The organism is Paenibacillus favisporus (assembly GCF_040545415.1).
Classification (GTDB): domain Bacteria; phylum Bacillota; class Bacilli; order Paenibacillales; family Paenibacillaceae; genus Paenibacillus_AQ; species Paenibacillus_AQ favisporus.
Window position 1 is genome coordinate 379,381 of the sequence record NZ_JBEPLV010000004.1, and the last position, 13,716, is coordinate 393,096.

9 protein-coding genes are annotated in these 13,716 nt (G+C 55.2%); 3 read left to right on the forward strand and 6 right to left on the reverse strand.

Translation table 11 applies throughout. The annotated features are described in order from the left end of the window. Nucleotides 1–14: 14 nt before the first annotated feature. Nucleotides 15–2,279 (forward strand): bifunctional 2',3'-cyclic-nucleotide 2'-phosphodiesterase/3'-nucleotidase, encoded by a 2,265-nt coding sequence (locus tag ABID47_RS19560; RefSeq protein WP_354499232.1) that lies wholly within the window; start codon nucleotides 15–17, stop codon nucleotides 2,277–2,279. Between the two features lie 188 nt (nucleotides 2,280–2,467). On the opposite strand, the gene ABID47_RS19565 is transcribed toward ABID47_RS19560, so the two are convergent. From ABID47_RS19565 to ABID47_RS19590, 6 genes are all read right to left on the reverse strand, one after another. Then, nucleotides 2,468–2,614: a hypothetical protein gene (locus ABID47_RS19565; RefSeq protein WP_354499234.1), complete on the reverse strand. Its 147-nt coding sequence runs from the start codon at nucleotides 2,612–2,614 to the stop codon at nucleotides 2,468–2,470. A 67-nt stretch (nucleotides 2,615–2,681) separates the two neighbouring features. Continuing rightward, entirely contained in the window at nucleotides 2,682–4,073 is a 1,392-nt protein-coding gene (locus tag ABID47_RS19570; RefSeq protein WP_354499236.1) for an MFS transporter, read from the reverse strand. Nucleotides 4,074–4,336: 263 nt separating this feature from the next. After that, on the reverse strand, nucleotides 4,337–4,927 hold the full coding sequence (locus ABID47_RS19575; protein WP_116232902.1) for a TetR/AcrR family transcriptional regulator: 591 nt from the start codon (nucleotides 4,925–4,927) through the stop codon (nucleotides 4,337–4,339). 254 nt (nucleotides 4,928–5,181) lie between these two features. Continuing rightward, nucleotides 5,182–7,515 (reverse strand): glycoside hydrolase family 65 protein, encoded by a 2,334-nt coding sequence (locus ABID47_RS19580; RefSeq protein ID WP_354499238.1) that lies wholly within the window; start codon nucleotides 7,513–7,515, stop codon nucleotides 5,182–5,184. Nucleotides 7,516–7,659: 144 nt separating this feature from the next. Beyond that, complete coding sequence (gene pgmB / locus ABID47_RS19585) at nucleotides 7,660–8,331, reverse strand: beta-phosphoglucomutase (RefSeq protein ID WP_354499240.1); 672 nt, start codon at nucleotides 8,329–8,331, stop codon at nucleotides 7,660–7,662. Between the two features lie 92 nt (nucleotides 8,332–8,423). Continuing rightward, on the reverse strand, nucleotides 8,424–9,461 hold the full coding sequence (locus tag ABID47_RS19590; protein WP_105445783.1) for a LacI family DNA-binding transcriptional regulator: 1,038 nt from the start codon (nucleotides 9,459–9,461) through the stop codon (nucleotides 8,424–8,426). 459 nt (nucleotides 9,462–9,920) lie between these two features. On the opposite strand from ABID47_RS19590, the gene ABID47_RS19595 reads away from it, so the two are divergent. Together ABID47_RS19595 and ABID47_RS19600 are read left to right on the forward strand one after the other, a co-directional pair. Further along, nucleotides 9,921–11,678 carry an alpha-amylase family glycosyl hydrolase gene (locus tag ABID47_RS19595; protein ID WP_354499242.1) on the forward strand — a complete coding sequence of 586 codons (1,758 nt, stop codon included), beginning with the start codon at nucleotides 9,921–9,923 and terminating at the stop codon, nucleotides 11,676–11,678. Between the two features lie 543 nt (nucleotides 11,679–12,221). Further along, nucleotides 12,222–13,544 (forward strand): sugar ABC transporter substrate-binding protein, encoded by a 1,323-nt coding sequence (locus ABID47_RS19600; protein WP_076172721.1) that lies wholly within the window; start codon nucleotides 12,222–12,224, stop codon nucleotides 13,542–13,544. Nucleotides 13,545–13,716 lie beyond the last annotated feature (172 nt).

Below are 13,716 nucleotides of genomic sequence, written 5' to 3' on the forward strand. Positions count from 1 at the left end.
TTAGGAGGGGTAACATGTCGAAGTCCCGTAAAAAAGTCCTCAAAGGCATCACCGCCGCAGCCGTTGCGATCAACGTGCTCGCCGTTCCAATGGTGCCGGTATTTGCGGACAGCAGCAGCAACGGATCCAAGGTGAAGCTGCGGATCATGGAAACATCCGATTTGCACGTGAACATGGTCAACTATGACTACTATGCGGACAAGCCCACTGACGAATACGGGTTTGCCAAGACGGCCAGCCTGATCAAGGCAGCCAGAAACGAAGCGAAGAACAGCCTGCTGTTCGATAACGGGGACTTGATCCAAGGGAATCCGCTTGGCGACTACGTGGCCAAAGTGAAACCGCTTAAAGAGGGCGAAGTGCACCCGGTTTACAAAGCGATGGACCTGATGGATTACGATGCCGGCGGCGTCGGCAACCATGAATTCAACTATGGCCTGGACTTCCTGAAACTGTCGGAAGAAGGCGCCAACTTCCCGATTGTCAACGCCAACGTCTACAAGGATGACGGGGACAAGGATGACAGCAACGACGTGAACTATTTTACCCCTTATACGATTTTGGACAAAAAGGTTACGGACGAGAACGGTAAGGAGCAGACGATCAAGGTCGGTGTGATCGCATTCGTTCCTCCGCAAATTTCCCAATGGGATAAAGCCAACCTGGAAGGCAAAGTCATCGTGAAGGACATGGTTGAGACCGCCAAAAAGTTCATTCCGCAGATGAAGAAGGAAGGAGCCGACGTCATCGTCGCCATTCCTCATTCCGGCTTTGAGGATATTCCGGAGACGCCTCTGATGGAGAATACCGTTCTGTATCTGAGCAAGGTGGAAGGTATTGACGCCATCCTGTTCGGACATGCCCATAAAACGTTCCCGAGCGCAGAATTTAAAGGCAAAACCGGCGTCGACCTGGAGAAAGGCACGATTAACGGCGTTCCTGCGGTCGAACCTGGATTCTGGGGCGATCACCTCGGCATCATCGACCTGAACCTGGAGAACGTAGACGGCAAGTGGAAAGTGGTTGATTCGAAAACCGAAGCGCGCCCGATCTACGATACGGCGAACAAAAAGGCGCTCGTTGACGCCGATCAAGAAATCGTGAACGCAGTTAAAACGGAGCATGATGCAACAATCGATTATGTACGCGGACCGGTAGGCAAAACCAGTGCGCCGATCAACAGCTATTTTGCACTCGTACAGGACGATCCGTCCATTCAAATCGTCACCAACGCCCAGAAATGGTACGTCGAGAAAAACCTGAAGGGGACCGAATACGAAAACCTTCCGGTGCTGTCGGCAGGGGCTCCTTTCAAGGCGGGCGGACGTAACGGCGCTTCGTATTATACGAACATTCCGGCCGGAACGATCGCGATCAAGAACGTCTCCGACCTCTACGTGTACCCGAACACCGTGCATGCCGTTGTCGTTACAGGAGCCGAAGTGAAGGAATGGCTGGAGTGGTCCGCAGGCCAGTTTAACCAGATCGATCCTTCCAAGACGACCGAGCAGCCGCTCGTGAACATGGACTTCCCGACATACAATTACGATGTCATCGACGGTGTAACGTACCAAATCGATGTGACCCAGCCGAACAAATACGATGCAAAGGGCACGGTAGTGAATCCTTCGGCAAACCGTATCAAGAATTTGCAGTTTGACGGCAAGCCGATCGATCTGAAACAGAAGTTTGTCGTGGCGACCAACAACTATCGCGCTTCGTCCTCGAAGCTCGCTAACCCGGACGGCAAGCGGATCGTCATGGCCGCTCCGGACGAAAACCGTCAGGTCATCATCGACTACATCCGCGACAACGGAACCATCAACCCGTCCGCTGACGGCAACTGGACTTTTGCGCCGGTGGATGCCAAGCTGAACGTGACCTTTACCTCTTCTCCGGATGCGAAGGACCTTGCGGCCAGCAGCAAAAACATGAAATACATCGGCGCGGCCGAGGACGGCTTTGCCAAATACGGACTCGATTTGTCGGTCAGCACGGCAGGTACGGCACCAGTGACGCCTCCGGCAACCACACCGGAGACGCCTTCGAAGCCGTCCGAGCCAACGACGCCGGCGCAGCCTTCGAAACCGTCCACGCCGTCCAAACCGGCTCCGGCACCGGAAACGAAGCCTTCCGGCAAAGTATACGTCATCAAGAAGGGTGACAACCTGTACCGCATCGGCATCAAGTTCGGTGTGGACTGGAAGACCATCGCCCATGTCAACGGCATTACGAACGTGCATGGATTGAAGGTCGGACAGCAAATTATGATTCCGTAAGTTTCAATCTATAGGTACGATTCGGGATTTAAAGGGAAAAGACGAAAGAGCAGAGAAGTTTCTGCCTTTCGTCTTTTTTGTGTTCAATAGAAAATTTATGAATGTCCAGGGGATCCCGCAAGACCCGGATCGGCATTGAGGTCTGCGGCGGGCCTCAGTGAGGATATTTTGCGCAGACGGGGCTTTTATCACTGCGAGACCGGCGGTAGCGGAGCGGGGGCTTCGGACCGTACATTGAGGACGCCGTCCAGCCACTCCAGCATGCGGTGGTTGAAGTACAGCAGCGCCCCGAATTGGCAGTGCTCCTCGGCGCCTTCTTCTGCTGTGAAGAGCATGAAGGTTTTGGGGCAGTTCAGCGCCTGGAACAGCTGCTGGGCAGGGCAATTGCACTAGCGGGACGAATTATGAGCCCACACCGGCGCGGGTGTTCTGCTGCGGTGCCGCGCTGCGTCCAAAGCGGAGCAGGTAGACGACGGCGACGATGATCATCATGACGGCCAGCACAAGGAAAATGCTGCTGTACAGATAGCTGCCCGGATACGTGTTCAGCGGGTTCCAATGGGCAGATGAGCCGGTGTCGAGAATGCTGCTGTACACAGAGGTGGCAACCGCTGCGCCGATGAAGTTCAGCATGCTGAGCAGTCCCATGCCGACGCCGGTCTCTTCCTTGGCCAGTGTGCGGGAGACGGTGTTCGAGAGCGCGACCTGCATGAAGGTCTGGCCGACATTGCTGAAGATCAGCACGATGGCGATGATCCAGGCATTGATGCCGGCAAAGGCGGAGAGGAGAAAGAAACCGATCATTTGAAGAAGGGCTGCGATGCAGACGACGAAGAGGTTGCCCTTCAGGTCGGCGAACTTTCCTCCCGCGAAGCCGAGCAGCGCGGAAGCCGCGGCACCCGGAATCATGATCAATCCGATGATACTGGCGTCCAGATGATTTGACTGGGTTAGCAGCTGCGGGATCAGGAACGGGATCGAGAAAGCGATACAGGAAATGACAAAGGCAATGCCGATCCCAAAAGTATAGTTTAGATTCCGGAACAGCCGGGGCTGCACGAACGGATCGGCTGCTTTGCGGATACGGATGACGAACAGGATAAGCAGCAGCACTCCGGCGGCTGCCGGAATCCAGCCTCCACCGGTCAAGGCGAACAGGATCAGACCGGTCGAGGCGGCGAGCAGTCCGCCGCCCAGAACGTCCATGCGCCCACTGCTTTCCTTGGCATCGTCAAGGTATTTCCGGTAAAAGGGCAGGGTGAGCAGGACGAGGACCGAGAAGCAGAAGAGCCAGCGCCACCCGGCGTAGCCCATAATGAGCCCGGAGACCACGGGGGCGAGCGTATTGCCGACGGCGAGGCCGATCGCCGACTTGCCGAGGGCGCGGCCCCGGGTCTCCGGCGGGAAATAGCGGACGGGGATGATCATGGCGGCCGCCGGGATCACCGACGATCCGGCCGCCTGAAATACCCGGCCGATGACGATCATCCAGTAGGCGCCGGCGGCGAGCCCGAAGACGGAGCCGAGTACGAACACGATCAGCCCGATGGTGATCAGTTTTTTCAGGGCGTATTTGTCCGCCAACTTTCCGTAGGTCACTGAGCCGACCGCATAGACGAGCATGTAGGCGGAGGACACCCAGCTGACCTGGGCGGCGCTCAGGTGAAATTCCGCCCGGATGCCTGGCAGCGCGATATTGAACATGGAAACGTTCATGACCGAAATAACCAGCGTGAACATGAGAATCTGGATCAGTTTGTTGCCTTGATTGACGGACTCGGCCGTAGACTTCATCGTTATTCCCTTCTTTCGGGTAAGTGATTAGCTGAGGAGCCATTCGGCGGCGGATAAAATGTCTGTCAGCACTTACTGACATATAGTGCGAAAAAGCGCCGCAATCTGCGCTTTTTTTAAGCCCAAAGCCTTTTATTGACTGTAAAAGGGCACTAATTTCCAAGGTATACGCCCGATTTGAAGAAATAGATGCACTTATTGGCGGTCGAGCAGCGGGTTCAACGCCACGCCGGGATAAATAGATGCACTCTTGCGATCAAAGCCTAAGGCGTTAACGCCCGGGTGAACAGCCGGACGCTTTCCTCAATAAAGGCGTCCATCTCGATATCCGTAAACGTTTGGACCGCATGGGTCGTATTGAGGAAGGCCCCGAGGTTCATCCACATAAAGGAAACCGCCGTCAGGGACGGATCCTTCGTGAACAGCTTGCCTTGATCGGACATGTGCTTGAAGTAATTCGTCAAAATTTCATGAAGCTGTCGGGGGTGGTTCTGGGTGTTATTCCTAAAGCCCGGCAAATGATCTCCGACCTGCATGCTGATCATAACTAGCTTCCGGTTACGGTTCATAATTTTATGATAGGTCCGGCTGATCATAAGCAGGTCTTCGTGCAAATTTCCCGTGAGATTTTCCTTGAAGATTTTCTGCATCTCAGCTGCGTACAAATAACGGTCATACGCCTTCTCCAGCAGGTTCTGTTTGCTGCCGAAATGACGGAAGAGCGTCTTCTCGCTCAGCCCGGCTTCAGCGGCGATTTCACGTGTAGACACCCCGTCATAGCCTTTGGCGGAGATGAGATCGATTGCCGCCTGCATCAGCTTATCCTGGGTGCATAACTGGTTGTTTTCGTTCATGTGACTCTGCCCACTTTCCATGTTCTGACTGTCAGTACTTACTGTCATGATAGACTTCGGGTTTGCTCTTGTCAAGGGCAAAACGGCCGCTCTATGCATAGGAAAAAGCAGCCCGGCTTCATAAAGCCAGGCCGCTTTTCGGCAGTCGAGTTGATGCCAGTTCAAGACAATGTTCCCAATTTAGTTTACATCTGCACTATTCAATGTCAGTTACGCTGAACTGTTCAATGTCACCTACGCTGCGCTTCCCAATGTCAGCCTACAATCGCACTGCTGCTCAGATTGCCGATGCCTACCTGAACCTGGCCCAGCCCGCCGAGCTGATAACCGCGCCCGTAAACGCTGATGCTGGTCGGAGTTTCGGTCTCATTGGTCACGGTCACATCCTGCTCGCCGACCGTCACTTGGAGACGCGCGCCGCGGAACATCACTTTGAAGGAGAAGGCACTCCAATGTCCCGGATTGAACGGATTCAGGTGCAGCACTCCATCCTTGACGCGCAGCCCGCCGAACCCGTGCACGACGGACATCCAGGTGCCGGCCATGCTGGTGATGTGGCAGCCGTCCTCGGTGTCGTTGTTGTAATTGTCCAGATCTAGGCGCGATGTGCGCAGGTACATTTCGTATGCCTTCTCCCGGTAGCCCAGCTCACAGGCGATGATCGAGTGAACGCAAGGGGAGAGGGAGGACTCGTGCACGGTCAGCGGTTCGTAAAAATCGAAGTTCCGCTTTTTCGTATCGAGGTCATATCGGTCCCCCAGGAAAAACAGCCCCTGCAGCACGTCAGCCTGCTTGATGTACGCCGAGCGGAGGATCCGGTCCCAGGACCAGTTCTGGTTCAACGGCAGGTTCGACGGATCCAGGTCCTTGACCGGCGTCAGATCCTTGTCGAGGAAGCCGTCCTGCTGAAGGAAAATGCCGCGCTCCGCATCAACCGGATAATACATTTTCGCAAGGATGTCGCCCCATTTGGCCGTTTCTTCGGGCGCCAGCGCCAGCTTGGCCACCAGCTCCTCGTAGTGTGCCGGGTCGCTTGCCTGAAGGCCGGACAGCACCTGCAGCGTGTATTCCATCGTCCAGCAGGCGATCCGATTGGTGTACCAGTTGTTGTTGACGTTGTTTTCGTATTCGTTCGGCCCGGTCACGCCCAGAATCATATACTGGTCCTTGGCTGGGACGTAGTTTACCCGTTCTTCCCAGAAGCGGGAAATTTCAACGAGCACCTCCACGCCGTATTGGGCGAGGTAGCTGTCATCGCCGGTGTAGTTGACGTAGTTGTAAATGGCGTAGGCGATCGCGCCGTTACGGTGGATTTCCTCAAACGTAATCTCCCACTCGTTATGGCACTCTTCGCCGTTCATCGTCACCATCGGGTAGAGTGCGCCTTTGGCAAAGCCGAGTTTACGGGCGTTCTCGCGCGCCTTCTCGAGGTGCTTATAGCGGTAGATCAGCAGGTTGCGGGCGATTGCAGCATCCGCCGTGCTCAGATAGAAAGGCAGGCAGTAGGCTTCGGTGTCCCAGTATGTGCTGCCGCCGTATTTTTCCCCGGTAAAGCCTTTGGGCCCGATGTTCAGCCGGTCGTCCTCGCCGGTGTACGTCTGGTTCAGCTGAAAAATGTTAAACCGGATCGCCTGCTGCGCCGCCACGTCCCCTTCGATCACGATATCGCTCTCGCGCCATTTGGCCGCCCAAGCCTGCACCTGCTCCTCATAGAGATGCCCGAAACCGGCAGCAGCAGCTTCCTGAAGCGCCGATCGTCCGGCGTCCAGCAGTTGGGCGTACCCGTAGTCGCGCGAGGTCACGTTCGCTACGTATTTGTAGATGACGGTCTCCTCATGCTGCTTGGCTTCCACCTGTACGCGGTAGCCGGCGTACTTCTCCTGCTCGATCTGCTCCGGTTCCAGCGCCAGCTTGGCGCCGTTCTGATGGATTTCAAACGTCATGACCGAGGTGACGTGAAAATCGAGCTTTTTGGTCCGGACCGTTAATGCGGCGTTGTCCGCGGTCACTTCCTTGTGCACTTCGACCCAGAATTTCTCGTCATAGTTTGAATCTTTGTTCTGCACATCGCCGTCCAAGTACGGCGTGACGGTCAGCGTTCCGCTAAAGTTCAGCGGCGTCACCGCATAGCGGACCGCTCCGATCTCATGCCGGGCCAGGCTGACAAAACGGACCGCCTCGACGCGAATCTCCTTCCCGTCCGGCAGGGTGGCGGTAAAGCTGCGCGACAGTGTACCTTCCTTCATGTTCAGCACGCGTCTGAAAGACTTGACCTGACAGGCTGCGAGATCAAGCTCGGTGCCATTAACCGAGATGCCGATGCCGATCCAGTTGGTGCTGTTCAGCACCTTGGCAAAATACTCGGGGTATCCATTTTTCCACCAGCCCACCCGTGTTTTGTCGGGATAGTAGACACCGGCCATGTAGCTTCCCTGCAGAGACGGACCGCTGTAAGCCTCCTCAAAGTTGGCGCGCTGGCCCATATATCCGTTGCCGATGCTGAAGACGCTCTCGGATATTTCCTGCTGCTGGGGATCGTACTGCTCCTCGATAATATTCCATGGGTCCAACGTTAGATATTGTTTCATAGTTAACTGGCTCCTTCGGGAAAAAGTGTTATTAACTCTTTGTTATGCGACGTATAATCATTGTGCTGCGCAGGACAGGGGGAGTCCTGGTTTTCATCTCTGCCAGGACTCCCTGCTGCACGAACGCCGCCTGGTTCGGGGAACCTAGCGGTGAGAAACGAGCTCAAGCAGGCGGACGGTCGTCATGTCCTGCAGCGAAGGCACCACGGCATCCGCCGCGCCCAGTACTTTCGGCGAGCCGATGCCGATGCTGCGCATCCCGGCCCGCTTGGCGGCTTCGATGCCGGCCTCGGCATCCTCGAACACGACGCATTCCTGCGGCTGTGCGCCAAGCTCCCGGGCACCCAGCAGGAAAACCTCGGGATCGGGTTTGGCGCTGGCCGTTTTGGTCCCGTCGATAATCGCGTCGAAATACGGAACAAGGCCAGTGTTGTTCAGGATGGTCATCGCATTTTTGCTGGCTGATCCCAGGGCAATGAGGATTCCGTTCTCCCGCAGCTCCCGCAGGAAGGCGAGCGCCCCCGGAAGGATCTCCTGTTCATCCATATGCGAAATATACTCGACATACCAGCGGTTTTTCTTGTCGGCCAGCGCGGATTTGGTCGCATCGTCCAGCTCAAGCCCGCCGACTTCAAGCAAAATGTCCAGCGACGCCATTCGGCTGACACCCTTGAGGCGCTCGTTATCCTCCGGCGTAAATACAAAGCCGAGCTCTTCGGCCAGGCGTTCCCATGCAAGATAGTGGTATTTGGCTGTGTCGACCAGGACCCCGTCCAGATCGAACAGGCAAGCTTTAATGGGAGCTGCAGCTGTCATTTGTCATTCCTCCTTATGTAGTTGTGCAAACGTTTGAACAAACAGGTGAAAAGAAATGAAGCACCGGGATGCTCCACATGGTTTTGATACGTTTACGATGGTTTAGGCGGCGTAAAAATGGACGACTCCCGAATCACCAGCCGGTGGGGAATAATGTGGCGCTTCTGAAACTGCCGGTCCCCGTCGTGCTGAATGGACTGAATCAGCGCCTGGGCTGCGGTGTAGCCCAAGTTATAGATGCCGATATCCATGCTGCTGATGGGCGGCGTGGACAGTTCGGCGATGGAAATGTTGTTGAAGCTGACGATGCACAGGTCGTCCGGAACACGGTAACCGAGCTCGTGAAGTCCACGCAGGACACCAAGCGAGACGAGATCGTCCATGACCACGAGGGCAGTGGGACGCTCCGGCAGATTCATGAAAAACGACATCGCCCGGTAGCCGCTCTCCTGGAGAAACTCGCCTTCGACGATCCAGTCCTTGCGCATCTCGAGACCCGCCTCTTTCAGAGCGTTCGTGTAACCTTTCAGCCGGTCGCGCGAGACGATGTGATTCGGAGGCCCGCTGACAAAACCAATCCGCTGGTGGCCGAGGGATATCAGATGTTTGGTCGCATCGTAAGCGGCCTGAACGTTGTCATTGTCCACGGACAGGATGTCCGGGTACTTCTCGCTGCGTCCGATGAGCACGAACGGATGGCCGTTCTGCCGCAGAAAATCGACCACCGGATCCTCTTTGCGTGAATAGAGCAGGATCGCCCCGTCAACGCGCTTGCCGTTCAGCAGTCGGGAGACGGCCTCGACCTCTTCCTTCTCGCTGCCTCCGGAACTGATCAGTACATCGTAACCGGAGCGGTTGGCCTGGGTGACGATACCGCGGATCAATTCCATGAAGAACAGATTCAGGAACAGCTCTTCGGCAGGCTTGGGCAAAATGACGCAAATGCTGCTCGTCGTCTTGGAAACCAGACTCTTGGCCGTCATGTTGGGGTGGTATCCGAGCTCCTCCATGACATCCCGTACCTTCTGCGACGTTTCACGGCTGATTCTGGAGTTATTCGACAGCACTCGGGAGACGGTGGAGGGGGAAACGCCAGCTCGTTTGGCGACATCTTTAATCGTTACAGACATTTGTTACCTCCTGTGGAACCGTTTGCACTATATCGTAAATGAGAAACGGCCGTCTCATAGACGCTGGCTATTTTACAATTGCTATCTTAGCCGAAAGCCCCAAGCTTGTAAATATCCAACCTGAGGCGGCGAAAGAAGCCGGTGGGATCTGGCTTGAGGTACTTTTTACAAGCAGGAATAGGCGGCGATATTATAAAAACCCATGATATAGATAGAATAGTCAAGAAAATGAAAGATAATACAGTATAAATTGTTAAATATTGCGAAAAACCGGGCAAAAATTCAGCTTTTCATAGAAATTAAGCCGTCGTATTCTCCATACAGACCGGTGTCGTCCGAAAGCTGCCCAGGGTCAGTCCAGCTCGCCAGTGATTATATCCGCTTTCTTTCCAGGTGATTGACGGGGCTGATCGGCAGTATTCTGCTCCAAGGATGCCGGATCAAGCAAAGGAGGATGTCATGAAAACAAACAAATGGGGCATGCCGGCAGGACAACAACTGCGGAGGCTGGCAGCAAGCGTAACGGCGGTATTCATGGCGGTTGCCCTGCTGTCGGGATGCAGCAGCGCGGGAAACCATGCTGCGAATGACAACGGGGCTCAAGGCCGGCCCGATGCAGGAGCTGGCAGCCAGACGGCAGAACAACAGGGACAGCCGGGAACGGGAACCACAGCAGGGGAACAGCGTGGCGGATCTGCCGCCACGGCCGTTGACGAGCAGCCATCGACCGTGTTCTATGAGGTGTTTGTCCGCTCGTTCTATGATTCGAACGGGGACGGTATCGGCGATTTGAAGGGGCTGACGCAGAAGCTGGATTACCTGAACGACGGCAATCCGGCTACGACCGACGATCTCGGTGTCGGCGGCATCTGGCTGATGCCGATCCAACCGTCGCCCAGCTACCATGGGTATGATATTACCGACTACGAGGGCATTCATCCCGAATACGGGACGCTGGAAGATCTGCAGGAGCTGATCGCCGAGGCGCACAAGCGCGGGATCAAGGTTATCATGGATCTGGTGTTGAACCACACCAGCACGCAGCACCCCTGGTTTGTCAGCGCTTCGAAGGATCCGGGCAGCAAATATAGGGACTGGTACGTGTGGGCGGAAGACCAGAAGCTCAGTCCCACCGGGGTCAGTGCGGCCGGCAGCGGCAGTCCGTGGCATGCCTTGAACGGAAGCCACTATCTGGCCACGTTCTGGGAAGGGATGCCGGATCTGAATTACGACGATCCCGAGGTGCGGACGGAAGCCGTCCGGATCGGGCAATATTGGCTGAAGCTCGGCATGGATGGATTCCGGGTGGACGGCGCCAAACACGTTTACGAGAACCTGCAGAGTGACCGGGGCCAGGCGGCCACAGCCAAAAACACGGCGTGGTGGCAGGAATTCCGGACCGGCATGGATCCAGTGAACAAGGATGCCTATATCGTGGGTGAGGTATGGGAGAATTCGGCCGCTGCCATCGCGCCGTATCTGGATCAGGCTTTTGATTCGGGGTTTAATTTCAGCCTGGCGGAGAGTATCCTGAGCGCGGTGAAGGACGAGAAGGACAACAACCTTGCCTTTACGCTGCAGCGGACCCAGCAATTCTACGGTAAACAATCGCAGGGGCGGTTCACCGACGCTATTTTTCTGTCGAATCACGACCAGGACCGCGTAATGAGCCAGCTGGACGGAAATCCGGACCATGCGCGGATGGCCGCGGCGCTGCTGCTGACGCTGCCGGGCAATCCGTTTATTTATTACGGCGAGGAAATCGGCATGCGCGGCGTGAAGCCCGACGAGCGGATCCGGGAACCGATGGTGTGGAGCGATCTGTCCCGTCAGCCCGGCCAGACGTCGTGGGAACAGCCGCTTCTCACCGGAGAATCAGCGAAAGGAATCAGCGTCCAGTCGGAATCGGCCGACCCAAACTCGGTGCTGTCCACCTATCGGGACCTGATCCGCTGGAGAGAGGACGTTCCCGCATTGCGGGATGGCGACATCCAGAGCTATGACTCCGGCAATCCGGCCGTGGTGTCCTTTTTGCGCCGTAGTGCACAACAAACTGTGCTAGTGTTGCACAACTTATCAGGAAAGGAGCAGCAAGTCCAGCTCGAAGCAGGGCAGGGAAGGGGAATCGAAAAGGTACTCAAAAGCACCAGTAAATCCACGGTTTTAGAGCATAATTTACTTCGCCTCCCTCCATATTCCAGTGTGGTTCTGGATTAAAATTGATGTAATTTAAAGATATAATGCGATATGGAAAGAATTATAAAGAAAATTGCTGTTTATACTCTATAAATGGGCTAAAACACATTGTGCAAACGTTTTTACAAAAATATAGACGTTGTGTATGATAAACGCATGTTTAAAGCGCTTACTTGGTAACTTCCGCCAGAGGAAATACCGGCGATTCTTGAAAAAACTGCGGAATTTACGCTGATCTTGCCATGTGATTGCGCAGTCGATCATTGTCCGGGAAGGGCTTCATAACATGCACCTAATCATGCCTTGCCAAGAAAGGCGCTTGCAAATGGGGAGTTAGGCATGTTTATGAAATCGTTTGCGCAAGTATGCAGGTCCTCAAAGAGAGGCGGCAGGGCATCAGTAGGCAGCCATCAGGTATTCATTGGAATCGACGAGGTATCAGGCATGAATGGGAGTCAGCAAAGTAGCAGGTATTACAGAGAGTCAGTAAGTCAGCAGGTATTAAAGGGAGTCAGCAAGGCAGTAGTGTTACGAGTAAATGATCAGAGAGGGGTTCGTTTTGGAATGAAGATGAAAAAGGTTATGGCGCTCGTCGCAACGTTGACCATGGCATTCTCGATTACGGCATGCGGCAGCTCCGGCAGCAAGGCAGAGGAGCAAACTCCATCCACGACAACAACCGAAACGGCGGCTACAGACGGCCAGTCGGATAACACAGCGGCTTCGGGCGACAGCCTCCAGCCGGAAGAAGGGGCTTCCCTCGTCGTATGGGAGTCCAAAGAAGAGCGCTCTTTTACGGATGAAATCGCCAAGCAGTTTACCGAAAAGTACAACGTACCGGTCAAGATTGAAGAGGTAGCGGCAACGGATCAGGTAACGAAGCTGTCCCAGGACGGTCCGTCGGGGCTTGCAGCCGACATCGTGATGTTCCCTCACGATAACCTGGGCAGAGCGGCGGCAGCGGGACTGCTGCTCGCCAACGATGCGTTCAAGGACGAAACGGTGAAAAACAACACGGAAGCCTCGATTCAAGGCGTTACCTATGACGGCGTGCTGTACGGCTACCCGAGAGCGGCCGAAACGTACGCCCTGTACTACAATAAGAGCCTTGTGAAGGAAGCGCCAAAGACGTTCGATGACGTCATCGCGTTTGGCAAAACCTTCACCGACAAAGCCAAAAAGAAATACGGCATCATGTGGGAAACGGGCAACATGTACTTCAACTATCCGTTTATCGCAACGACCGGCGGATACATTTTCGGTAAAGACGGTACGGATAAAGACGATATCGGCCTCAACAGCGAAGGCGCGGTCGAAGGCCTGAAAACCTATGTGCAGCTGAAGGAAATCCTTCCGGTGAAGAGCGGCGACATTTCGCCGGACATCAAGCGCAGCTTGTTCAACGCGGGTGACGTGGCGATGGACATCAACGGTCCGTGGGAGCTTGCCGGCTACAAGCAGGCGCTGGGCGATAACCTTGGCGTAGCTCCGATCCCTACGATCGGCGGCAAAGCGGCAATCTCGTTCTCCGGCATCAAAGCCTGGTACGTCAACTCCTTTACGCAGTATCCGAATGCAGCCCAACTGTTCGCGAACTTCGCCTCCAGCAAGGATGCTCAACTGCTGCTGAACACGAAGGTTGGTTCCATCCCGACGAACAAAGAGGCGCTGGAATCCGATCAAATCAAAAACGATCCGTACATTTCGGCTTTTGCGGAGCAGACGAAAAACTCCCAGCCGATGCCTTCCATCCCGGAAATGGGCAACGTATGGAGTCCGGTGAATGCGGCGCTGCCTGAAATTTGGGACAACAACGCGGATCCGAAGGCAGCGATGGATAAAGCGGCACAGCAAATCAAAGATCTGAACAACGGCGCAACCAAGTAAGGCATCGGCGCACCGCTGTCAGGTAAGGCAAACGTTATGAATGGAAGTATGACCCGCCGCCATCAACCGCGGCGGGTCATTCCCTGACATACCGGTACAGCTGGAAAGGTGCACGCTTCGGCTGCCGGTATCGCCAAGGAACAGGGCCGGGAAAGCGCGGCCTGTCTTCTTG

Excerpts from the sequence above, each read along its gene's own strand:
- ABID47_RS19575 (WP_116232902.1), bottom strand. The coding sequence starts at position 4,927 with ATGAACGAAAACAACCAGTTATGCACCCAGGATAAGCTGATGCAGGCG.
- ABID47_RS19565 (WP_354499234.1), bottom strand. The coding sequence starts at position 2,614 with ATGCTCTTCACAGCAGAAGAAGGCGCCGAGGAGCACTGCCAATTCGGG.
- ABID47_RS19600 (WP_076172721.1), top strand. The coding sequence starts at position 12,222 with ATGAAGATGAAAAAGGTTATGGCGCTCGTCGCAACGTTGACCATGGCA.
- ABID47_RS19570 (WP_354499236.1), bottom strand. The coding sequence starts at position 4,073 with ATGAAGTCTACGGCCGAGTCCGTCAATCAAGGCAACAAACTGATCCAG.
- ABID47_RS19580 (WP_354499238.1), bottom strand. The coding sequence starts at position 7,515 with ATGAAACAATATCTAACGTTGGACCCATGGAATATTATCGAGGAGCAG.
- ABID47_RS19590 (WP_105445783.1), bottom strand. The coding sequence starts at position 9,461 with ATGTCTGTAACGATTAAAGATGTCGCCAAACGAGCTGGCGTTTCCCCC.
- ABID47_RS19595 (WP_354499242.1), top strand. The coding sequence starts at position 9,921 with ATGAAAACAAACAAATGGGGCATGCCGGCAGGACAACAACTGCGGAGG.
- ABID47_RS19560 (WP_354499232.1), top strand. The coding sequence starts at position 15 with ATGTCGAAGTCCCGTAAAAAAGTCCTCAAAGGCATCACCGCCGCAGCC.
- pgmB (WP_354499240.1), bottom strand. The coding sequence starts at position 8,331 with ATGACAGCTGCAGCTCCCATTAAAGCTTGCCTGTTCGATCTGGACGGG.